This is a genomic window from Rhizobium moroccans (genome assembly GCF_057559155.1).
In genome coordinates, this window is the sequence record NZ_JBHFJG010000007.1 from 20,958 (window position 1) to 41,785 (window position 20,828).

Genomic DNA, 20,828 nt, shown 5'->3' on the forward strand with positions numbered 1-20,828 from the left:
CGAGGTGGCATTTTTTGACGCAGGGCCAAGTTGACGAATGCCGATTATGTGGCTAACACTTCGCACCATGAAGATTTCGAGCGCACTTATTGTGGTGGGACCGCGCATGGGCAGGATGGTGTAACCATCCGGCGACAGCCACCCATGCGCGGAAAGACAGGCTCCTCAAGGGGCCTTTTTTTATGCCTTCAATCCGGCTCGCAATGAGCTTAATGCACCAAAATCACCGGCGAATGGACGAGAGCAATGACGGATACTGACAATCGCATGACGGGCGCGGAGATCGTTCTGAAAGCGCTGAAGGACAACGGCGTGGAGCATATCTTCGGCTATCCGGGCGGCGCCGTGCTGCCGATCTACGACGAGATATTCCAGCAGGACGATATCCAGCACATTCTCGTGCGGCACGAGCAGGGGGCCGGCCACGCTGCCGAAGGCTATGCCCGCTCCACCGGCAAGGTCGGCGTCATGCTCGTCACCTCCGGCCCCGGCGCGACCAATGCGGTAACGCCGCTGCAGGACGCGCTGATGGATTCCGTTCCGCTCGTCTGCATTTCCGGCCAGGTCCCGACCACGCTGATCGGCTCCGACGCCTTCCAGGAATGCGATACGGTGGGCATTACCCGCCCCTGCACCAAGCACAACTGGCTGGTCAAGGACGTCAACGAGCTTGCCGGCATCATCCACGAGGCCTTCCGTATCGCCCAGAGCGGGCGGCCCGGTCCTGTCGTCGTCGATATCCCGAAAGATATCCAGTTCGCGACCGGCACCTATACGCCGCGTCCGGAAACGCCCGTCAAGTCCAGCTACCAGCCGAAGGTCCAGGGCGATCTCGGTGCGATCCAGGCGGCGGTCGAGCTGATGGCCTCGGCGCGCCGGCCGATCCTCTATACCGGCGGAGGCGTCGTCAATTCCGGTCCGGAAGCGTCGCGGCTGCTGCGCGAACTGGTGGAACTCACCAATTTCCCGATCACCTCCACGCTGATGGGGCTCGGCTCCTATCCCGCATCCGGCAAGAACTGGCTGGGCATGCTCGGCATGCACGGCTCCTACGAGTCCAACATGGCCATGCATGATTGCGACGTCATGGTCTGCATCGGCGCCCGCTTCGACGACCGCATTACCGGCCGGGTCAACGCGTTCTCGCCGAACTCCCGGAAGATCCACATCGATATCGATCCGTCCTCGATCAACAAGACCGTCCGGGTCGACCTGCCGATCATCGGCGACGTCGGGAGCGTGCTGGAGGATATGGTCCGCCTGTGGCGGGCGCTGCCGAAGAAGCCGGAAAAGGCGCAGACCCAGGAATGGTGGGCGCAGATCGAAAGCTGGCGGGCGCGCAAGAGCTTCTCCTACAAGAACTCTTCGGACGTCATCATGCCGCAATACGCGCTGGAGCGGTTGTTCGAGGCGACCAAGGGCAAGGATACCTACATCACCACCGAGGTCGGCCAGCACCAGATGTGGGCAGCGCAGTTCTTCGGCTTCGAGCAGCCCAACCACTGGATGACCTCCGGCGGCCTCGGCACCATGGGTTACGGCCTGCCCGCCGCACTCGGCGTCCAGGTCGCCCATCCGGAGGCGCTCGTCATCGATATTGCCGGCGACGCGTCGATCCAGATGTGCATCCAGGAAATGTCCTGCGCCATCCAGCACAATCTGCCGGTCAAGATCTTCATTTTGAACAACCAGTACATGGGCATGGTGCGCCAGTGGCAGCAATTGCTGCACGGCAATCGCCTGTCGAACTCTTATACCGAAGCCATGCCGGACTTCGTGAAGCTGGCGGAAGCCTATGGGGCAGTCGGCCTCTATTGCGATGATCCGAAGGAACTGGACGACAAGATCGAAAAAATGATCGCGGTCGACAAGCCGGTGATCTTCGATTGCCGGGTGGCCAATCTCGCCAACTGCTTCCCGATGATCCCCTCGGGCAAGGCGCATAACGAGATGCTGCTGCCGGACGAGGCGACCGACGAAGCGGTAGCGACGGCGATCGACGCGAAGGGGCGCCAGCTCGTCTGATGCGGGCTCGCTTTCTTGAACTGAATTCTAAGGAAACGGACCCAAGATCATGAATGCCCATCAACAACCGACCGGCTCCGCCTATTTCATTTCGCCGGAGACGGAAAAGGTCGAGAGCCATACGCTTTCGATCCTCGTCAGCAACGAGCCGGGCGTGCTCGCCCGCGTCATCGGCCTTTTCTCTGGGCGAGGCTACAATATCGAGAGCCTGACGGTTTCGGAAACCGAGCATGAGGCTCACCTTTCGCGCATCACCATCGTGACACGCGGAACGCCTCATGTGCTTGAACAGATCAAGGCGCAGCTCGAGCGGATCGTGCCGGTGCACCGCGTCGTGGACCTCACCGTGCGGGCGCGCGATCTCGGCCAGGAACGGCCAATCGAGCGCGAGGTGGCGCTCATCAAGGTGGTGGGGCAGGGCGAACGCCGCGCCGAGACGCTTCGGCTTGCCGATGCCTTCCATGCCAAGGTGGTGGACGCCACCGTCGAGCATTTCATTCTGGAGATCACCGGCAAGTCCTCCAAGATCGACCAGTTTGTGGCCGTCGTGAAGCCGCTCGGGCTCGTGGAAGTGTGCCGCACCGGCATCGCGGCCATGAACCGCGGCCCGCAGGGGATGTGAGCTTCAGATCATCTCCAGCGGCTTCTTGCCTCGGGGCGGCGGAAAGGCGCGATCCAGCGCCGCCCAGTCCTCCTCGCTGATCTCCAGCGATATCGCGTCGCGATTCTCCTCGACCCGGTCCGGATGGGCCGTCTTGGGAATGGCGATCACGCCCTTGCGCTTGACGAGGAAGGCAAGCGCCACCTGCGCCGGGGTCGCCTGATAGGCCTTGGCGATGCGGATGAGTTCGGCATTGCGGGCAAGCCGCCCCTGCTCGATCGGCGAATAGGCCATCACGGGAATACCGCGTTCCTGGCACCAGGGCAGGAGGTCGTATTCGATACCGCGGCGGGAGAGATTGTAGAGCACCTGGTTTGCCGCGCAGTTTGCGCCCTCCGGCAGCTCCATCAGTTCCTCCATATCGTCCAGGTCGAAATTGGAGACGCCCCAGGCGCCGATCTTGCCCTGTTGCCTCAGCGCCTCGAAGCCGGCGACGGTTTCTCCGAGCGGATGCTGGCCGCGCCAGTGGAGCAGGTAGAGATCGATGCGGCCCGTGCCCATTCGATCGAGGCTGCGCTCGCAGGCGGCGATCACCCCGTCACGGCTGGCATTCCAGGGATAAACCTTGCTGACCAGGAAGACCTCGTCGCGCCGGCCTTCGATAGCTTTTCCGACGACGCGTTCCGAACCGCCTTCCGCATACATTTCCGCCGTGTCGATCAATGTCATGCCGAGATCGATGCCGCGTTTCAGGCTTTCCACCTCGATTTCGGCCTTGCGCGGCTCCTCGCCCATCTGCCAGGTGCCGAGGCCGAGCGCCGGAACCTTTATGCCTGAAGGAAGGGTGACGGTGGGGATCGGATCGGACATCGCGGACCTCGGGCTTGAAGGCGGAAATCGTCCTAACATAAGACTTTCGATCCTGCCGCCAAGCCCGCTTGCCGATCGAGAGAATCGCGCTTACACCCCAATCATAGTCATCCGGCGAACGAGATGGCCCGCAAAAAGCTCATCATATTGGCGCTACGGAGTACTCATGTCGCTGGAAACCCTTCTGGCCCTGTTCCTGTTCGCCTTCACGACCTCCATCACGCCGGGGCCGAACAACATGATGCTGTTCGCATCGGGCGTGAATTTCGGCTTTCGCCGCACCATTCCGCACATGTTCGGCATCGGCGCCGGCTTCTTCTCGCTCCTGATCGCCGTGGGTCTCGGGCTCGGCGCGCTGATGCAGAGCGTGCCGCTCCTCTATACGGTGCTGAAGTTCGCGGGCGGCGCCTATCTCTTGTGGATCGCCTGGAAGATCGGCACGTCGCGCAGCCTTTCCGAAGGCGAGGCGGCAGCCCGGCCGATGACATTCCTGGGCGCGGCTGCATTCCAATGGGTCAATCCCAAGGCCTGGGTGATGGCCGTCACCGCCATGGCGACCTATACCGATCCCGCCTATTACCTGCCGACCGTGCTGATGGTGGGCCTGGTCTTTGCCGCCGTCAACGTTCCGAGCGTCTCCACCTGGGCGGGCTTCGGCTCGGCGCTAAGGGAATGGCTGTCGGTGCCTGTGCGGCTTAAATGGTTCAACATCACCATGGCGGTCTTGCTTGTCGCGAGCCTCTGGCCAATGTTGAAGTGATGAGCGACTTCCTGACCTCTCTTGCGACCGGTATCGGTTTCGTCCTGGCGACGATCGCTCTGGTGCTCGGCAGCTATTTCATCGCGCGAAAGCTGCTCCATCCGGGGTACGAGGGGGACAGGACATGGGACGTGGCCAACAATGTCGCGGTCAGGATCGCGACATTGCACGGGTTGATCCTGGGTCTCGTCTATGCACAGGAGCTTGACGATTACAAGGGCGTGCGCGCCACGCTGACCGACGAGGCGATCGCCATCTCGGATGTCTATCACGATGCTGGGCGCTATGGCGGCGTGATCGTCGCACCGTTGCAGGAGGGGCTGGCGCGGTATCTGGCGGTCGTCGTGGATGAGGAGTGGCCGCTGCTGGCGCAGCATCAGGGCCTTTCCGCAAAGGCCTGGATGATATGGGATGAGGTTTACCGACGCCTGCTGGACCTCTCTCCGACGACGGACCGCGAGCGATATCTGAGCCAGCGCATGAAGGATCGGATCGCTTCCATCGCGCGTTACAGGCAACTCCGGGAGGCCACCTCGGTCAGCCGCTTCTCCGGCCTGTTCTGGGGACCGGCCCTGATCGGCCTGATTCTGGTCTCGGCCGCGTTCTACGTCTCCCGCCCGACGCGGACGCATATAGCGCTGCTATCGCTGTTCGGCGCTTACTCGGGCGTCATCCTCTTCTTCATCTTCGCTTTCTCCAACCCCTATGCCAATCCCGGAAAGCTGGAGCCGCGGCCTTTCGAACACCTGATCCGGGGAGAGATCGGCAGGAGCCTGCCGGCAGGTTAGGACCAATCGACATTCAGGGTTTGGAGCGCGTTTCAGGGAGCGCCGCGCCCGAAACCTGATTGTCGATTGGCCCTAAGCGGTGCTATTCGCCTCTTCATGACGGAAACTGCCGGTAGCATTCCTCCGCCACCTGTCGCAGCACGTCGCGCGGCACCTCGCCGGTGACCGCATAGCCGAGGTCGCCGTCGATCCAGTAGAAGGTCTCGACCTCGCCCACGGAAGCGAAGCGGAAGCTCGTCGTCCTGTTTTGCGAGTTGCGGCCGAGCAGCACCGTCAGGCGCTCGCCGGCCTGGTCCTCGTACATGAACATGGCGCCGGGCTGGCCGTCCACCGGCAGCAGCCGGCCGCCGACCAGTTTGAAGCCGAGCCTCTGAAGGTTCGGAACCTTCAGATCGTCGATGGCGAGCCTCTTGCCGAGCCAGGTGGCGAGATGCGCTTCCTCTTCGGCGAACACTTCCACCGGATGCCTGACCTCGCCGGCATAGACGAGGAAGGCGGTCTGCGCCTCCTTCGGCAGGATCTCGGCATAGGTGAGTTCGATCTGCGGCTGGCCGAGCAATCGCGGAGCAAAATGGCCGCTCAGCGCTCCGATCGCGAAGATCGCGGCCGCAGCGCCCGCAAGCTGCAGGCGCCTGGCGGACGAGGTCTTCTTCGGAGCTGCGCCACGGGCAATCAGCCGAACGTCGTTCTCCATGCTTTTCGCATGCCCTGCGAAAGCGGCGCGTATCCGGTCGTTCTGCGTCTTCCAGTCGGCGATCATCGCCGCGGCGTCCGGATTGGCGGCAAGCCAGCTTTCGATGCGCGCGCGCTCTGCCTCGTCGAGAAGCCCGTCGACATAGGCATGCAGTTCCGCTTCGCTCACGCGTGCCTCTTCGTTCATCTTGGTCTCCGCAGATGAATGACGTTTTCTTCCGCGAGTTGTTCGCGCAGCATCTGGCGTGCGCGCGACAGACGCGACATCACCGTTCCAATCGGAATTTCCAGCATTTCGGCGACTTCCCGGTAGCCATATCCCTCGACCGCCACCAGCATCAGGACGGCGCGCGCATCGGCCGGCAGCGCCTCGAGCGCCAGCGAAAGCCGCTTCATCTCCAATGGATCGCCGGGACCACCCGCCGTCATTGCCTCGGCCTCCTCGATGCCGACGGAAGGATGCCGTCGCAGCGTGCGGCGCCGGTTGAGGTGGAGATTGGTCATGATCCTGTAGAGCCAGGACTTGAAGTTGACGCCGCGCCATTGGGCACGGCTTGAAAGCGCCTTCTCGACGCAATCCTGCAACAGGTCCTCGCCCTCGCTGTCGGAGCGCGTGAGGCTGCGAGAATAGCGCCTCAGCGACGGCAGGAGCGCGAGCATATGCGCCTCGAAGGAAACCGGCGCGGAAGCAGCCGCCCCGTGCGCCGGTTCGGCTTCGTCAGGGTTTCGCGACATCCCAGACACCGCCCACGCCGTCGCCGGTGACATCGCCTTCCTTGGTATCCTTGACCCAGTAGTAGAGCGGCATGCCGTCCTTGGCCCATTGCTTCGACCCGTCCTTGCGGGTCACGAGCGAGTATGCGCCTTCTTCGGTCGCGTTGCTATCCGCCATCAGCGGCGGCCAGTTGGTGGCGCATTTGTCGTAGCAGTTGGACATGCCCTTCTTGTCGTTGCGGAAGGTATAGAGCGTCATGCCGTTTTCGCCGGCAAGCACTTCGCCCTTCTCGGACTTGACGGTCTTGACCGGCGGGGCGGCAAAGGCCGCGGTGGCCAGCGCAACGAATGCGAAGGGCAGGAGAATGAGGGTTTTCATGGGGGTCTCCTCTCAAGTGTGAAGGCGGCTTTTTCCTGCCGCCCATGTCGAGACACCGAAGGGGAGGGTTTTATTCCGTACCGACCTGAGATTTTTGCAGGTTTATTTGCTGCCGCCCTTGAAGGATTTCTTCAACTCCACCGAATTCGTCCGGCAGGCGTCAAGCGCGCTTCGGCTGAACGCGATGCCGTGGCCCGGCACATCGAGCGGCGTTCCTACGCCGTCCCTCGTGAGGATCGGGTTTTCGATGAGGCCGAGTTCGGTGAAGCTGCCACCCACCACGTCCTCCAGCATGTAACCGTTCGGCACGCCGCAGAGGAGCGGCAGCGAAATCTCCATCATGTAATGGGGCGCGATCGGCTTGCCGAAGCTGCCGGCGAGATGCGCGACCTTGAGCCATTCGGTAATGCCGCCGACGAAGGCGACATCTGCCTGCACCACGTCCACGGCGCCGGCCCTGAGATAATTGAGGAACTGGTATTTGCTGTAGAGGCTTTCTCCGAGCGCGATCGGCGTCTTGCTCGAGCGTTTGAGGTCCGCGTGACCCTGGACATCGTGATAGAGCAGCGGCTCTTCGATCCACTCGAGATTAAATTGCTCGAGCCGGCCAGCGGCCTGGATCGCCTGCGCGGCGCTCCATTTCTGGTTCAGGTCGACCATCAGGCGCACATCGCACGGGAGCAATTCGCGGAGCCTGGCCAGGCGTTCGATATCGGCCTCCAGGTCGGGCTTGCCGATCTTGATCTTGATCGCCTTGTAGCGCCGGGCGAGATAATCCCGGGCGCGGGCCAGCAGATCCTCGACACGGTCGCTTTCGGAAAGATTGATCTCGCTGATATAGGCGGGGATGCTTTCGCGCGCCGCGCCGATGAGCTGGTGCAGCGGCTGGCCCTTGTGCTTGCCGATAATGTCCCAGATCGCGATATCGATGGCGGCGATGGCCATCGAATTGACGCCGAGGCCGAGCCGCCGCGACTGGTTCGAAAGCCTCGTCCAGACCTGTTCGTAGGCGAGTGGATTCATTCCGATCGCAAGCCCGGAAAGATAGTCCTCGATAAGCGTGTGGATCGCGGTGCCGCCGATATCGACGCTGTAGCTGAAACCGGTGCCGGTGATGCCGGTGTCGGTCGTGACCTCGACGACGACGAATTCGAGCGCCTCAACCTTGTTGGTGGCATCTTCCCAGGGCGAGGCGGGCGGCAGCCTATGGACGCTGGACGTTATGCTTTCGATTCTCATCATGCTCCTCCGTTTGCCAATCCATTCCACACCCATCCGCCGAGTACAACACGCTCGGGCGACCATTCGCCCTAGCTGTTTTGATCCTCTTTCGTTCTTTTCGGTTGCGCCTGCGGCCCGAATCCTGCCAAGTCGCTCCCATGCAGTTCGCACCCCAACAGGACGAGGCTCTGAAAGCCGTTTCGCAATGGCTGAAGGAGGGGCGCAGCCAGGTTTTCCGCCTGTTCGGCTATGCCGGCACGGGGAAGACGACGCTTGCCCGCTATTTCGCCGAGCATGTGGACGGCGATGTGCTGTTCGCGGCCTTCACGGGCAAGGCGGCGCAGGTGCTGCGCTCGCGCGGCGCCCGCAACGCCAAGACGATCCATTCGCTGATCTATCGCCCGCGCGGCGAAGAGGCGGTCGAGAACGAGGAAACGGGTAAGACCTCCATCTCGCCGATGTTTTCCATCAACCGTCAGAGCCCTGTCGCAAAGGCCGCGCTCATCGTCATCGACGAGTGCTCGATGGTGGACGAACAGCTCGGCCGCGACCTCCTGAGCTTCGGCACGCCGATCCTGGTGCTCGGCGACCCCGGCCAGTTGCCGCCCGTGACCGGCGGCGGCTTCTTCACCGAACAGGAGCCGGATTACCTGCTGACGGAAATCCACCGCCAGGCGCGCGACAACCCGATCATCAAGCTTGCCATGGACGTGCGCGAGGGCAGGGAGCTGATGTATGGCGACTACGGCACGGCGCAGGTGATTTCCCGCAACGAGGTCAACCAGACCCTCGTGATGGAAGCCGACCAGGTGCTGGTTGGCACCAACAGGACGCGCAAGCGCTACAATCAGCGTCTGCGGGAGCTTAAGGGTTTTTCGGCGGAATACCCGCAATCGGGCGACAAGCTGGTCTGCCTTCGCAACGATCCGGCCAAGGGGCTGCTCAACGGCTCGCTCTGGCAGGTAATGAGTTCCTCGCGCGAGACGGTGAAGCCCGGCATTAACCTGATGATTCGCCCCGAAGATGACGACATGGATCGGGGTGCTGCCAAGATAAAGCTCTTGAAGGCCGCCTTCGAGGATCAGGAAACCGAGATCCCCTGGTCCACCAAGAAGCGCTATGACGATTTCGACTTCGGCTATGCGCTGACCGTTCACAAGGCTCAGGGGTCGCAGTGGAACAATGTCGTGCTGTTCGACGAGAGCTTCGCTTTCCGCGATACCCGCGAGCGCTGGCTCTATACCGGGATTACCCGCGCCGCCGAGACGCTGACGATCGTTCGCTGATCGCTTCCATCAAAACTTTGCATGGGCGGATGGCAGAAAAGCCATTGGCCTCTACTATCTCGATGGCATAAGCAGGTCACGTCGTCTCAGATGGAACTTTCGCCATGCCCGCCAAGCTTTCGGTCAACATTAACGCCATCGCCATGCTGCGCAATCGCCGCGATCTTCCCTGGCCGAGCCTTGAACATCTCGGCCGTATCGCTCTGCAGGCCGGCGCGGCGGGGCTGACTGTCCATCCACGTCCCGACCAGCGGCATATCCGCTTCTCCGACCTGCCGGTGATCCGCGCGCTGATCGACGACGAGTTTCCGGAAGCGGAGTTCAACATCGAAGGCTATCCGAGCGAGGATTTCCTGGCGCTCTGCGAAAGAACCGAGCCGGAGCAAGTGACGCTGGTGCCGGACGATCCCGCCCAGGCGACCTCGGATCATGGCTTCAATTTCCGCGCGCAGGGCGAGTTCCTGAAGCCGATCGTCGCACGGCTGAAGGCGAAGGGCGTGCGCGTGTCGCTCTTTGCCGATGGAGATGGCGATGTCGAGGCCGTCAAGCTTGCCAAGGCGACCGGCGCGGACCGCATCGAGCTTTATACCGGGCCCTATGGCGGCTGCTACGACAAGCCGGAACTCGCGGCGGAAATCCTCGAAAAACTGGGGCGGACGGCCGATGCGGCGGCGGCCGAAGGGCTTGCCGTCAATGCCGGCCACGACCTGACTGTCGCCAACCTGCCGGCGCTGGCGAAGCGCATTCCGACGCTCGCGGAAGTCTCGATCGGCCACGGCCTGACCGCGGACGCGCTGGAATACGGCATGGCGGAAACGGTGCGCCGCTTCCGCCATGCCTGCGGTCAGAAAGTCTAGGCGGAAAGCCTTGCCTCGCTGAGGTCGAGAACCCAGGTCTGCCCGTTGCATTCCGGACCGAACATGGCGTGCTTCTCTTCGGAAACCAGCCGGAAGCCGGCCTTCCGGTAGATGTGAATTGCCGCCGTCAGGACGTCATTGGTCCAGAGCGAGAGCTGGCGATAGCCAGCAGTCTTTGAAAAGCGGATGCATTCCTCGACCAAGGTTCGGCCGAGGCCGAGTCCACGCGCTTCGGGAGCGAGATAGAGAAGACGGAGCTTGGCGATGCCGTCTCCGCCATCCGCGGCCACGATCGAACCCACCCTCTGGCCGTCGCGCTCGGCGATCCAGCAGCGTTCGCGTTCAGGGTTGAAATTCGTCAGGAACTTGCCGGCCACTTCGGCAACCATGCCTTCGAACTTTTCATTCCAGCCGTATTCGGCCGCGTAGGCCTTGGCTTGCGCCTCGATGATCCAGCCGATATCGCCGATCCGGTGGGGGCGAATGATCGCCGGACCGGCCGGCATTGACGGGTCGAGAGTTGCGCGGATCGTGTTCATCGCGCCGATTAGAGCCTGACGGCGGGTATCTTCGACGTTATCGAGGTCCGCGGCGATCTGCCGGCGGGAAAGCTCGCCAAGCATTTCGAATTCCGCCTGTCCCCTATCGGTGACGATGAGAATCTGGCTGCGCCCGTCGGCGGGATCGGGCTCGCTTTCGATGAAACCTGCCTCGCGGAACTTCTTCAGGATGCGGCTGAGATAGGCCGGATCGAGACCGAGTTCGCGATTGAGTTCGGTTGCCGAAAGTCGCTTTCGGGCGCCGATCTCATAGAGGATGCGCGCTTCGGTGAGCGTGTAATCGGTATCGAGATAACCCTTGGCCAGCAGGCCGAGCTTGTTCGTGTAGAAGCGGTTGAAGCCGCGAACGGCGTCCAGCATGGCGATATCGGTCATGGACAGAGCCTCCCTTTGGAGACTCTGTCTGATATTTATTGGACTTAGTCAAATACTTTATGCGGCGAGGAGCGCTGCTTTGTGTTCCGCGAAGTAGGCGCTGAGAGGTTGAGGCTTCACGCCCGTCAGCTTCTCGAAATCCCCGGTCACCAGATCGAAATTGCCGGCCCGGATATTGGCGTCGGTCGAGACCAGCATTTTGACGACGAAACCCGGTAGCCCGGCACCGATCAGACCTTGCTCGAGTTGCTCGTCACTCGCATGCACGACCTCCAGCGGCTTGCCGGCGGCGGCCGAAACAGCCGCGGCGATCTCCTCCGCGGTATGCGCCTGCGGTCCGGTGAGCGTCAGCGTCTGGCTGCCGGCAGGCGGGTTGGCAAGTGCTGCGGCGGCGGCACGGGCGCAGTCGTCGCGGGAGATGTTGGAGACCCGGCCCTTGCCGAATGCGGTATACCATTTGCCGGCCTGGAGGTTGTGCGGCATGGAGTGCAGGTAGTTGTCGTAATACCAAGCATTGCGCAGGATGGTGTAGGAGAGGCCGCTCGCCTTGATCGCTTCCTCCGTGCCGAGGTGGTCGGGCGCGAAGGAGATGAGCGATTTGTCCGGATTCGGCATGGAGGTGTAGACGACGTGCTTGACGCCCGCCTTGGCCGCCGCCGAGACGGCGTTGCGGTGCTGGATCAGGCGCTTGCCAGGATTGGCGAGATCGTCGGTGGAGATGATGAGCACGCGGTCAGCTCCCTTGAAGGCGGCGACGAGGCCGGCTTCGTCATCGAAATCGGCCTTGCGGGTTTCGATGCCCTTTTCGGCAAGGCCGGCAAGCTTTTGCGGATCACGGCTTGCAGCGATGATGTCGCTGGCGGGCACCTTGGACGTTTCCAGGAGGTGACGAATGATCGACTGGCCCAGTTGGCCGGCGGCGCCGGTGACGAGCAGCTTGCTCATGAAATCTTCCTTTTCTGGCGGCCGCTTGCACGCGGCAGCGTTGGTGAGTGTTGGTCTCAAAAAGAGACTAGCGCTAAAATAGGAATTGACCTCAGGCTGTAAAGAAGGCAGTTTCGCGGGAGATCGTTACCGGGAGGGAACCACCATGGTTCTGAGCAAAACCAGCCCGCAGCTGCAGCGCGAGGAGTTCGACATCACCGCGTGGGATATGGACAACTGCCCAGTGCGCGACGTGATCGATCGCATCGCCGGCAAATGGTCCACGCTGCTCCTGGAGGCGCTTGCTATCCGTCCCTATCGCTTCGGGGAACTCCGCCGGCTGATCCCGGATATTTCGCAGCGCATGCTGACCCAGACCCTGCGGGACCTGCAGCGGGACGGCTATATCGAGCGGGAGGTGTTTCCCACCAAGCCGCCGAGCGTGGAATATCGCATGACCGATCTCGGACGCTCGCTGTTCGAGCCGCTGTCCAAGGTTCTTCGCTGGGCGGAAGCCAATCATGCCGACGTCAAGGCGGCGCGGGAGCGTTACGACGCGAGCGAACTCGCTTGAATGCGAAATTGAATGCGAACTCGGCGGAGAAGCGGGTGGGGCAAAGACTATCGGGCATCCTGATTGCCGGGAGTTCGCATGTGGGTAAAACCACGCTCGCGCGGCGTCTCGCCGAAACGCTCGGCTGGAATATGGTATCGACCGACCGCCTCGGAAGACATCCCGGCCGACCATGGCCGAGCATACCTCAACCTGTCGCCGAATATTACGCGCGGCTTTCACCGGAGACGATCTACTGGTTTCTGAAGGTGCATCACGAAAACATGTGGCCCAATATCAGGCGGATGATCGAGTGCGAGATCGAAGCCGGGAGGCCGCTTGTCCTTGAGGGATCGGCGCTTCGGCCAGAGTTCATAGCGCCTCTTGTTTCCGATAGGGTTGCCGGGATCTGTCTCCATGCGGATGCGGATTTTCTGCGGGAAAGAATGCGGTCCGAGGCGGAATATCGGCAAGCCGACGAGCCTGTCCGCGCCATAATGGATAAGTTCATCGAGCGGTCCTTGCAGGACAACTCGGAAATGCATGAGGCTGCAATGCAGCACGGGATAACCATCGTGGATGTATCTGATCCCCAAGCTGTCGCCTGTCTTTCCGACGATTTGGTGCGCCGGGCCTCATAGAGCTTTGCGACAGAAAAAGGAGAAGGGCGGCCGGAAACCGCCCCTCTCGGTTTGATCAGGCCGCCAGCGAGGCCATGTCGATGACGAAGCGGTAGCGTACGTCACTCTTCAGGACGCGTTCATAGGCTTCGTTGATCTCACCGATATTGATCGTCTCGATCTCCGAGACGATGTTGTGCTGACCGCAGAAATCCAGCATTTCCTGGGTTTCCTTGATCGAGCCGATCATCGAGCCGGAAAGGCTCTTGCGGCCGGGGATCAGCGAGAAGGCATGAACTGGTACCGCATGCTCCGGCACGCCGACCAGAACCATGGAGCCGTTGACCTTGAGAAGGCCGAGATAGGCGTTCCAGTCGATCGCCACGCCCACCGTGCAGATGATGAGGTCGAAAGTGCCCGCGAGCTTGGTAAAGGTCTCGGCATCGCTGGTGGCGTAATATTCCTTGGCGCCGAGCTTCAGCCCATCTTCCTTCTTGGAGAGCGATTGGCTGAGAACGGTGATGTCCGCGCCCATGGCCGCGCCGAGCTTGACGCCCATATGGCCGAGACCGCCCATGCCGACGATCGCGACCTTTTTGCCAGGGCCGGCATTCCAGTGGCGAAGCGGCGAGTAGAGCGTGATGCCGGCGCAAAGCAGCGGTGCTGCGGCATCGAGCGGCAGGTTTTCCGGGATCGACAGCACATAGCCTTCCTTGACGACGATCGAGTCCGAATAGCCGCCATAGGTCGGCGTCTTTCCATCGGCCTCGTAGTCGTTATAGGTCTGCACGAGACCGGGCATGTACTGCTCGTTGTCGACATCGCGGGAAGCGCAGCCGACGCAGCTGTCGACGAAGCAGCCGACGCCTACCTTGTCGCCGACCTTGAACTTCGTGACCGACGAACCGACGGCCGCGATCGTGCCGACGATTTCGTGGCCCGGCACCATCGGATATTTCGACCCGCCCCATTCGTTGCGGGCCTGGTGGATATCGGAATGGCAGACGCCGCAATACTGGATCGAGATGACCACGTCGTCGGCATTCGGTTCGCGGCGCTCGAAGGTGAAGGGCGTCAGCGGCTTGGACGCGTCGGTGGCGGCATAGCCTCTAGCAATAGCCATGAGAAGCTCCAATCATCTGTTGATTTGAGGGAAAAGGGACGAGGCGGAATATGCATCCGGGCAGCCGATAGGTGTTAGATCGATCCTGCAAGCTTCTTGCACGATCCTGCAAAATTCATGGCGCGCTCCGTGCCAGGCTATTTCACGAAACGTCTAAGTGTTTCGGTCCTCCGGTTCGCCGATCTCGATCGCATGTCCATCCGGGTCGTAGAAACGAAAGACCCGCTGCCCCCACGCCTGTTTTTCTATGGGATGTATCAACTCCACATGCGGCGCGATGCTTTCAAAGGCGGCATCGACATCGCTGTGTTCGAAATACAGAAGCAAATTCCGTCGGCCATAGGGTTCGCCGGTGTCACGCTTCCGGTTCCAGACCGTTTGCTCGAGCGATTGACCTTCGTGGATTGCAAAGCCGGACTCGAAAAGGACGAAATTTCCGGCGTCTTCGATAATTTTCAGACCCAGCAGCTTGTTGTAGAATTCCTTGGAGCGGCTTATGTCGCGAACGAAAGGGATGGGATTGATAAAACGCATCGTTTTCTCCGTAAGCCGACTGCGGATTTGTAGAATGGCGCCGTGACGCCTAGATTGGAAGAAACCTGCGGCCATCCCAGAGCGAGTTTCCATGACGCTGCCCTTCAATCCCTATCAGGAAATCGCCTCCATCGCCGCGCGCCATACGCCGGGCGAGGGCGAGTTCGACACGGCCATCGACAATCTGTGTCTCAGCCGGCGCTCTACGCCGAGCGAGTCGTTCCACAGCAGCTATCGCCCCTGTGTGGCGATCGTGCTGCAGGGTGCCAAAAGCCTGCGTCTCGGCACGGAGACGATCAACTATGCCATGGGCGAGTATCTTCTCACCTCGTTGGATCTGCCCGTCACCTGGCGGGTGACGGAAGCAAGCCCGGAAACCCCGCATTTCTGCTTCGCGCTCGCGATCGACAGCGGGAAGCTCGCGGAGCTTCTCAACCGCATCGAGCTTCCCCGGCGGCAGGCCAATGCGGAAAGCCAGCGCGGCATCACCGTCAATGCCGCCTCGCCGGAAATCCTGGACGCGGCGGTGCGTCTGTTGCGCCTGCTCGATCGCCCGCAGGAGATACCGGCCATGGCGCCGCTGATCCAGCAGGAAATCCTCTACCGCATTCTCACCGGCCCGGACGGCGCGCGGCTGCTCAACATCGCGGTCAACGACAGCAACGGCAACCGGATCGCACGCGCCATCGCCTGGCTGCGCCAGAACTACGCCCGTCCGCTTCGCATCGAGGAACTGGCGGAGCGCGTCAATATGAGCGAATCCTCGTTCCACCATCACTTCAAGGCGGCGACGGCGATGACGCCGGTTCAATTCCAGAAGAAGCTGCGCCTGCATGAAGCGCGCCGGCTGATGCTGGTGGAAAAGCTGGATGTCGGCACGGCGGGCCATCGGGTCGGCTATCAGAGCCCTTCCCAGTTCAGCCGCGAATACAGCCGGCTCTACGGCCTTTCGCCCTTGCGCGACATGGAATCGGAATCGGTCCGCGAACCCGTCACCGCCTAGCCTTGTGGCGCTTCACGCGGACATGTCGACGATGTGTTCGTGCCCGATATCGGCAATGCTCGTCACGCCGAGCAACGCCATGTTGTCCGGAAAAATCTTCTCCGGCAGATGCCGCTGAAGGTGATTAATTCCTCGGTACAAAGCTCGGCTGTCGCAAAGCCTCTTGCAAATCACCCGCGGAAGTCATTATTTTGGAACCGTTCTCAGGGCGGGGTGCAATTCCCCACCGGCGGTATCGGGAGTGATCCCGGAGCCCGCGAGCGCTTTCACGCAAGTGGAAGGTCAGCAGATCCGGTGAGATGCCGGAGCCGACGGTTAAAGTCCGGATGGAAGAGAACAACGCCGGGTGTTTCCTGTTCGGGGGACGAGTCCGGCTTGTTCGCCCAAGGGATAAATGGCGGCTCGCAAGGCCGTGGTTTTACCGCTAACGCGGGTAACCCTTGAAAGGCACTGAAATGACAATCGCAAAAATCGAAGATGCTCTCGAAGCTCTGGCTCGTGGCCGGATGATCGTCGTCGTGGATGACGAGGATCGGGAGAACGAGGGAGACATCATCGCGGCATCGGAAACGGTGACTGCGGAGACCGTTGCGTTCATGATGAACCACGCACGCGGTCTGATCTGCGTGGCGATGGAAGGCGAGCGGCTGGATGCGCTCGACATCCCGCTGATGGTCCCGCGGAATACGGAATCCCATAAGACGGCCTTCACCGTTTCGGTGGATTACATTCCGGGAACGACGACGGGCATCTCGGCGGCCGACCGGGCAGCAACGGTGAGGGCGCTGATGGACCCGAAGGCGCAGCCGGACGACTTCGCGCGGCCGGGCCATATCTTTCCCCTCCGCGCCCATCCGAATGGCGTACTTTCACGCCCCGGACATACGGAAGCGGCCGTGGAGCTCTGCCGTCTGGCGGGCCTGAAGCCTTCCGGCGTCATCTGCGAGGTTGCCAAGGATGACGGCACCATGGCGCGGCTGCCGGACCTCGTCGAGTTCGCGAAACTCCATGGAATGCCGCTGGTTACGATCGCGGACCTCATCTCGTATGTGAAGGGTCTGCGCGGCGTGGGCGATGCCTACGCCGCCTGATCCGGCCGGGCTGAAAACGCCGACATATCATGAAAGGCCCGATCAAAGCCGGCGCAGGTTTGCGCCGGCTTTGATCGTTTCGAAAACGTCCGAAACGATCGGGCGGCCAGACGTGCATTTTTGTTCCGGCATGTCGGATACTCGTGCCCGCTCTCGTCTTTAAAAGGAGATGAATGGAGGCACGCCTGTTATGAAACTGTATTTCAGCCGCAATCCCAACCCGCGTCTGGCGGTGGCTGCTGCGCGCTATCTGAATGCGCCGGTCGAGTTTGAATACGCATCGCCGCGAGCGCCGGGGCAAGCCGAGCGTTACCGCTCGCTGAACCCGAACCTGTTGGTGCCTATTCTGCAGGGTCCCGGAAGGGCCCTTTGGGAGGCTGACGCAATCGTCTGCCGCCTTTCCCGCGACATGCGCTCGGATTTCTGGCGCACCGACGATGACGAGCCGGAGATGATCCGATGGATCAGTTGGGGCATGCAGAATTTCGTGAAAGCTTGCGATATCGTGCATTTTGAACGCGGAACCAAGCTGCGGTACGGGATCGGCCCCCTGGATCCGCAACAGGTCCAGGATGGATTGCGGCAATTTCACCGGGCCGCTGAGGTCCTTGAAGCCGAACTTTCAAGCCGGCTTTGGCTGGTCGGGGACACGCTTTCTTTCGCGGACTTCCGAATGGGTACGTTTCTGCCCTTCAACGATGCGGCGCTGCTGCCGATCGATGATTATCCTTCCATTCGCCGCTGGTATCGTCGGCTCGAAGACATCGACGCGTGGCGTGATCCCTTCCGGGGATTGGAGGCGCCGGAATTGCCGCCGCTGCCGGCCTAGCCCCAACTGACAAGATCGGTTTCGCCGGCAACGGGACGCCGCTGGAAGAACTGCCGATCAACTTCTCCCGAACCGTCTTGACGCCGGCTTGCGACTGCGTCATAAGCTGCACCCGAACCGTACCGTACGGTACGGAAATTGGAGGCCCTACAGTGATCGCCGAAGCAGGCCGCATGCCGGAATTTTCGCCCCGCCAGAATGTCGTTCTGGAGCAGGCGCTTCGGCTACTCGTGGAAGGGGGCGAAAAGGCGCTCACGACTTCCGGCCTGGCGCGCGCAGCGCATTGCTCCAAGGAAAGCCTCTACAAGTGGTTCGGCGATCGCGAAGGCCTGCTGGCTGCGATGATCGCCCATCAGGCAAGCAAGGTGCGCACCTTCGAGCGCTCAGGCGAGCGGCTGAACGCCGTATTGCTGCGCGAACATCTGGAGCTTTTCGCCCGCGACCTGTTGGAGGTTCTGGCCGGCGACGTGTCTCTGGCGCTGAACCGGCTGGCGATCGGCCAGTCCAACCGCGACGGTTCCAAACTCGGCAAGCTGCTGCTCGAGCACGGCCGCCGCCAGATCGATCGCCGCGCAATCGCGTTGATCGATGCGGGCAAGCGGGCAGGGCTCCTGCGCTTCGACGATGCCGACGCGGCCTATCACACGCTTTACGGCCTGATCGTCTCCGACCTGCATGTGCGCATGCTGCTGGGCGAGCCGGGCCTCAAGGACAATGCACGCCAGGCGCAGAAGGCGGTCGACGCCTTCCTGACGCTGCACGGCACGCAGAAGGATTCGGGGGAGGCGCTCCGCGCCGCCTCGGGACGATGAACATCATCAACAAGCGACACGCATAGGGAAGGAAAAAACGATGCGCGTTTATTACGATCGGGATGCCGATATCAACCTCATCAAATCGAAGAACGTCGCCGTCATCGGCTACGGTTCGCAGGGCCGCGCGCATGCGCTGAACCTCAAGGATTCGGGCGCCAAGAACCTGGCGATCGCGCTGAAGGCCGGTTCGCCGACCGTCAAGAAGGCCGAGGCCGATGGCTTCAAGGTCATGACGGTTGCCGAAGCCGCCAAGTGGGCCGACCTGATGATGATGGCGACCCCGGACGAACTGCAGGCCGATATCTACAAGGCTGAAATCGCTCCGAACATCCGCGACGGCGCTGCAATCGCCTTCGCCCACGGCCTGAACGTGCATTTCGGCCTGATCGAGCCGAAGGCATCGGTCGACGTCGTCATGATCGCGCCGAAGGGCCCGGGCCACACGGTTCGCGGCGAATACCAGAAGGGCGGCGGCGTGCCGTGCCTGGTCGCCGTTCATCAGAACGCTTCCGGCAATGCTCTTGAACTCGCTCTCTCCTACGCCTGCGGCGTCGGCGGCGGCCGTTCGGGCATCATCGAGACCAACTTCAAGGAAGAGTGCGAAACCGACCTCTTCGGCGAACAGGTCGTTCTCTGCGGCGGTCTGGTCGAGCTCATCCGCGCTGGTTTCGAGACGCTGGTGGAAGCCGGCTACGCGCCGGAAATGGCCTATTTCGAGTGCCTGCACGAAGTGAAGCTGATCGTCGACCTGATCTATGAAGGCGGCATCGCCAACATGAACTACTCGATCTCCAACACGGCCGAATGGGGCGAATACGTCACCGGTCCGCGTATCATCACCGACGAGACCAAGGCGGAGATGAAGCGCGTCCTGAAGGACATCCAGACCGGCAAGTTCACCTCCGAATGGATGCAGGAATATCGCGCCGGCGGTGCCCGCTTCAAGGGCATCCGCCGCAACAACGACAACCACCAGATTGAGGAAGTCGGCACCAAGCTGCGCGCCATGATGCCTTGGATCGGCAAGAACAAGCTGGTCGACAAGACGGTCAACTAAAACAAAACTCTGGCAATCTACATCATAGGCCGGGGCGTATGCTCCGGCCTATTGATATAGGTCGCTTACAAATATGCCATTGTCAGAGAGGGTTTCGTCAGCCTTATCGAGATATTCATTTATGCAGCGAAGAAAATCCGTAAGCTTGAACATTTTTTTGTGAAATTTTTCAGATTTTATAGAGATGGCGGCATCAATTTCATCTTTGTTTCTCATGATTTCCATAAAGTCTTCTGAAATGTATTTTCCAACATCCTTAAATACATCTATTTCCACACCGTGCAAAATGTTGCCGACTATGTCCCAACAGTTTTCCTGGCCGCCCGTGTGATTGCCTCGCTCATCGGTAATCATAGCTTTTATGCGGAGGTTTTTCAGTTCGCTTGTGCTTTTTGTCATTTCAGCCAGACGTCTGACGGAAATGGCTAATATTATCAGGTCCTTTTTGCAGAGCTCTTCGGCTAAGGAAAAGTAATCACCGAAGCCGAGTATCTTCAGGCTGCGTGACGTCGCATAAGCCGCAAGTCTTGCTATCCTTTCCACTGCTTCGTCGTAAGCATGTTTACAAAGCTGTGGATTTAGCTTTAGTTTTTCGCTCATGGGGTCAGAGCTTTCCTCTGCGCAAATAGTTCACGCCGCCGGCGGAATGACGCCCTTGGTGAGCAGGAAGCAGCCGTAGAACCGCGTTTCGCCGGTCGCTATCACGCAATAGGCCTTTTTCGCCGCCTCGTAGAAGGCGAAGCGCTCGATACCGTACATGGGGGCGGACTGGCCTTCGGCTGCGTCGATCTTGGCCTGTACTTCCACCTGCACGGGCTCGAGCTGATCGGGCGCGCCCATGACCTCCATCCGGCCGACGGAGGGTTGGAGCGGGGTGTCGAGCGGCAGCACCGAGAGGATGGCCTCCATGGCGCGTGCCGCGGAGACATTGTCGATCCTGAGCAGTTTGCCGAGTGTGCTCTGGCGCGCGACCGATTCGGCCGGAAAATTGGTGTCCACGAGCGCCAGCGTGTCGCCGTGTCCCATGGAACGCAGCGCGTGCAGCACGTCGGCGTTGAGCGCCGGATCGATATTCTTGAGCATGTTTTCCTCTTGGGCCGGGCGGCCGCTTCGCTATTTGTCGGGGAACGGAAACTGGCGTCTATTTGCC

General features: G+C 61.2%; 24 protein-coding genes and 1 riboswitch. Of the genes, 13 read left to right on the top strand and 11 right to left on the bottom strand.

Annotated features, from left to right (window positions below):
* The first annotated feature begins 246 nt into the window (after positions 1-246).
* Together ACE04I_RS04840 and ilvN are read left to right on the top strand one after the other, a co-directional pair.
* The gene (locus ACE04I_RS04840; RefSeq protein ID WP_046792596.1) at positions 247-2,025 is read left to right on the top strand and encodes an acetolactate synthase 3 large subunit; all 1,779 of its coding nucleotides are present in this window, start codon (positions 247-249) and stop codon (positions 2,023-2,025) included.
* Positions 2,026-2,074: 49 nt separating this feature from the next.
* Positions 2,075-2,647, top strand: coding sequence for an acetolactate synthase small subunit (ilvN, locus tag ACE04I_RS04845; RefSeq protein WP_046792595.1), 573 nt, complete (start codon positions 2,075-2,077; stop codon positions 2,645-2,647).
* Positions 2,648-2,650: 3 nt separating this feature from the next.
* Here the strand turns inward: ilvN and ACE04I_RS04850 are convergent, their stop codons facing one another.
* Complete coding sequence (locus ACE04I_RS04850; RefSeq protein ID WP_046792594.1) at positions 2,651-3,496, bottom strand: aldo/keto reductase; 846 nt, start codon at positions 3,494-3,496, stop codon at positions 2,651-2,653.
* 166 nt (positions 3,497-3,662) lie between these two features.
* Here ACE04I_RS04850 and ACE04I_RS04855 point away from each other — a divergent pair, with 166 nt between their 5' ends.
* On the top strand, positions 3,663-4,256 hold the full coding sequence (locus ACE04I_RS04855) for a LysE family translocator (RefSeq protein WP_046792593.1): 594 nt from the start codon (positions 3,663-3,665) through the stop codon (positions 4,254-4,256).
* Positions 4,256-5,044 carry a bestrophin-like domain gene (locus ACE04I_RS04860; protein ID WP_046792592.1) on the top strand — a complete coding sequence of 263 codons (789 nt, stop codon included), beginning with the start codon at positions 4,256-4,258 and terminating at the stop codon, positions 5,042-5,044. The genes ACE04I_RS04855 and ACE04I_RS04860 overlap by 1 nt, the downstream gene beginning before the upstream one ends.
* Before the next feature lie 94 nt (positions 5,045-5,138).
* On the opposite strand, the gene ACE04I_RS04865 is transcribed toward ACE04I_RS04860, so the two are convergent.
* The 4 genes from ACE04I_RS04865 to ACE04I_RS04880 all read right to left on the bottom strand — a co-directional run bounded on the left by ACE04I_RS04865 (position 5,139) and on the right by ACE04I_RS04880 (position 8,072).
* A complete protein-coding gene (locus ACE04I_RS04865; RefSeq protein WP_046792591.1) occupies positions 5,139-5,924 on the bottom strand; it encodes an anti-sigma factor family protein in 786 nt (261 codons plus the stop codon).
* On the bottom strand, positions 5,921-6,472 hold the full coding sequence (locus tag ACE04I_RS04870) for an RNA polymerase sigma factor (protein WP_046792590.1): 552 nt from the start codon (positions 6,470-6,472) through the stop codon (positions 5,921-5,923). The genes ACE04I_RS04865 and ACE04I_RS04870 overlap by 4 nt, the downstream gene beginning before the upstream one ends.
* Positions 6,456-6,830 carry a COG4315 family predicted lipoprotein gene (locus ACE04I_RS04875; protein ID WP_046792589.1) on the bottom strand — a complete coding sequence of 125 codons (375 nt, stop codon included), beginning with the start codon at positions 6,828-6,830 and terminating at the stop codon, positions 6,456-6,458. Before ACE04I_RS04875 ends, ACE04I_RS04870 begins: the two co-directional genes overlap by 17 nt.
* Positions 6,831-6,932: 102 nt before the next feature.
* On the bottom strand, positions 6,933-8,072 hold the full coding sequence (locus ACE04I_RS04880) for a mandelate racemase/muconate lactonizing enzyme family protein (RefSeq protein WP_046792588.1): 1,140 nt from the start codon (positions 8,070-8,072) through the stop codon (positions 6,933-6,935).
* A 137-nt stretch (positions 8,073-8,209) separates the two neighbouring features.
* Here ACE04I_RS04880 and ACE04I_RS04885 point away from each other — a divergent pair, with 137 nt between their 5' ends.
* Together ACE04I_RS04885 and ACE04I_RS04890 are read left to right on the top strand one after the other, a co-directional pair.
* Positions 8,210-9,337, top strand: coding sequence for an ATP-dependent DNA helicase (locus ACE04I_RS04885; RefSeq protein ID WP_046792587.1), 1,128 nt, complete (start codon positions 8,210-8,212; stop codon positions 9,335-9,337).
* A 104-nt stretch (positions 9,338-9,441) separates the two neighbouring features.
* The gene (locus tag ACE04I_RS04890) at positions 9,442-10,194 is read left to right on the top strand and encodes a pyridoxine 5'-phosphate synthase (protein WP_046792586.1); all 753 of its coding nucleotides are present in this window, start codon (positions 9,442-9,444) and stop codon (positions 10,192-10,194) included.
* Here ACE04I_RS04890 and ACE04I_RS04895 read toward each other — a convergent pair.
* Together ACE04I_RS04895 and ACE04I_RS04900 are read right to left on the bottom strand one after the other, a co-directional pair.
* A complete protein-coding gene (locus ACE04I_RS04895) occupies positions 10,191-11,129 on the bottom strand; it encodes a bifunctional helix-turn-helix transcriptional regulator/GNAT family N-acetyltransferase (RefSeq protein WP_487206704.1) in 939 nt (312 codons plus the stop codon). The two genes, ACE04I_RS04890 and ACE04I_RS04895, sit on opposite strands and share 4 nt — an antisense overlap.
* Positions 11,130-11,186: 57 nt before the next feature.
* Positions 11,187-12,074 carry an SDR family oxidoreductase gene (locus ACE04I_RS04900; protein ID WP_046792584.1) on the bottom strand — a complete coding sequence of 296 codons (888 nt, stop codon included), beginning with the start codon at positions 12,072-12,074 and terminating at the stop codon, positions 11,187-11,189.
* A gap of 145 nt (positions 12,075-12,219) precedes the next feature.
* Here ACE04I_RS04900 and ACE04I_RS04905 point away from each other — a divergent pair, with 145 nt between their 5' ends.
* Both ACE04I_RS04905 and ACE04I_RS04910 read left to right on the top strand, forming a co-directional pair.
* A complete protein-coding gene (locus ACE04I_RS04905; protein WP_046792583.1) occupies positions 12,220-12,627 on the top strand; it encodes a winged helix-turn-helix transcriptional regulator in 408 nt (135 codons plus the stop codon).
* A gap of 35 nt (positions 12,628-12,662) precedes the next feature.
* A complete protein-coding gene (locus ACE04I_RS04910) occupies positions 12,663-13,247 on the top strand; it encodes an AAA family ATPase (RefSeq protein ID WP_046792582.1) in 585 nt (194 codons plus the stop codon).
* A 55-nt stretch (positions 13,248-13,302) separates the two neighbouring features.
* On the opposite strand, the gene ACE04I_RS04915 is transcribed toward ACE04I_RS04910, so the two are convergent.
* Together ACE04I_RS04915 and ACE04I_RS04920 are read right to left on the bottom strand one after the other, a co-directional pair.
* On the bottom strand, positions 13,303-14,349 hold the full coding sequence (locus ACE04I_RS04915; protein WP_046792581.1) for an NAD(P)-dependent alcohol dehydrogenase: 1,047 nt from the start codon (positions 14,347-14,349) through the stop codon (positions 13,303-13,305).
* A 153-nt stretch (positions 14,350-14,502) separates the two neighbouring features.
* The gene (locus ACE04I_RS04920; protein ID WP_046792580.1) at positions 14,503-14,883 is read right to left on the bottom strand and encodes a VOC family protein; all 381 of its coding nucleotides are present in this window, start codon (positions 14,881-14,883) and stop codon (positions 14,503-14,505) included.
* 91 nt (positions 14,884-14,974) lie between these two features.
* Here ACE04I_RS04920 and ACE04I_RS04925 point away from each other — a divergent pair, with 91 nt between their 5' ends.
* The 5 genes from ACE04I_RS04925 to ilvC all read left to right on the top strand — a co-directional run bounded on the left by ACE04I_RS04925 (position 14,975) and on the right by ilvC (position 19,678).
* On the top strand, positions 14,975-15,886 hold the full coding sequence (locus ACE04I_RS04925; protein ID WP_046792579.1) for an AraC family transcriptional regulator: 912 nt from the start codon (positions 14,975-14,977) through the stop codon (positions 15,884-15,886).
* A 195-nt stretch (positions 15,887-16,081) separates the two neighbouring features.
* Positions 16,082-16,228: riboswitch (FMN riboswitch) on the top strand.
* Positions 16,229-16,341: 113 nt separating this feature from the next.
* Entirely contained in the window at positions 16,342-16,977 is a 636-nt protein-coding gene (gene ribB, locus ACE04I_RS04930; RefSeq protein WP_046792578.1) for a 3,4-dihydroxy-2-butanone-4-phosphate synthase, read from the top strand.
* A gap of 190 nt (positions 16,978-17,167) precedes the next feature.
* Positions 17,168-17,806 carry a glutathione S-transferase family protein gene (locus ACE04I_RS04935; RefSeq protein ID WP_046792577.1) on the top strand — a complete coding sequence of 213 codons (639 nt, stop codon included), beginning with the start codon at positions 17,168-17,170 and terminating at the stop codon, positions 17,804-17,806.
* A gap of 173 nt (positions 17,807-17,979) precedes the next feature.
* Entirely contained in the window at positions 17,980-18,618 is a 639-nt protein-coding gene (locus tag ACE04I_RS04940; protein WP_046793008.1) for a TetR/AcrR family transcriptional regulator C-terminal domain-containing protein, read from the top strand.
* 40 nt (positions 18,619-18,658) lie between these two features.
* Positions 18,659-19,678 carry a ketol-acid reductoisomerase gene (gene ilvC / locus ACE04I_RS04945; RefSeq protein ID WP_046792576.1) on the top strand — a complete coding sequence of 340 codons (1,020 nt, stop codon included), beginning with the start codon at positions 18,659-18,661 and terminating at the stop codon, positions 19,676-19,678.
* Between the two features lie 48 nt (positions 19,679-19,726).
* Here ilvC and ACE04I_RS04950 read toward each other — a convergent pair whose 3' ends face one another.
* Positions 19,727-20,278 carry a hypothetical protein gene (locus ACE04I_RS04950; RefSeq protein ID WP_046792575.1) on the bottom strand — a complete coding sequence of 184 codons (552 nt, stop codon included), beginning with the start codon at positions 20,276-20,278 and terminating at the stop codon, positions 19,727-19,729.
* A 30-nt stretch (positions 20,279-20,308) separates the two neighbouring features.
* Positions 20,309-20,761: an RbsD/FucU family protein gene (locus ACE04I_RS04955; protein WP_046792574.1), complete on the bottom strand. Its 453-nt coding sequence runs from the start codon at positions 20,759-20,761 to the stop codon at positions 20,309-20,311.
* Positions 20,762-20,828 lie beyond the last annotated feature (67 nt).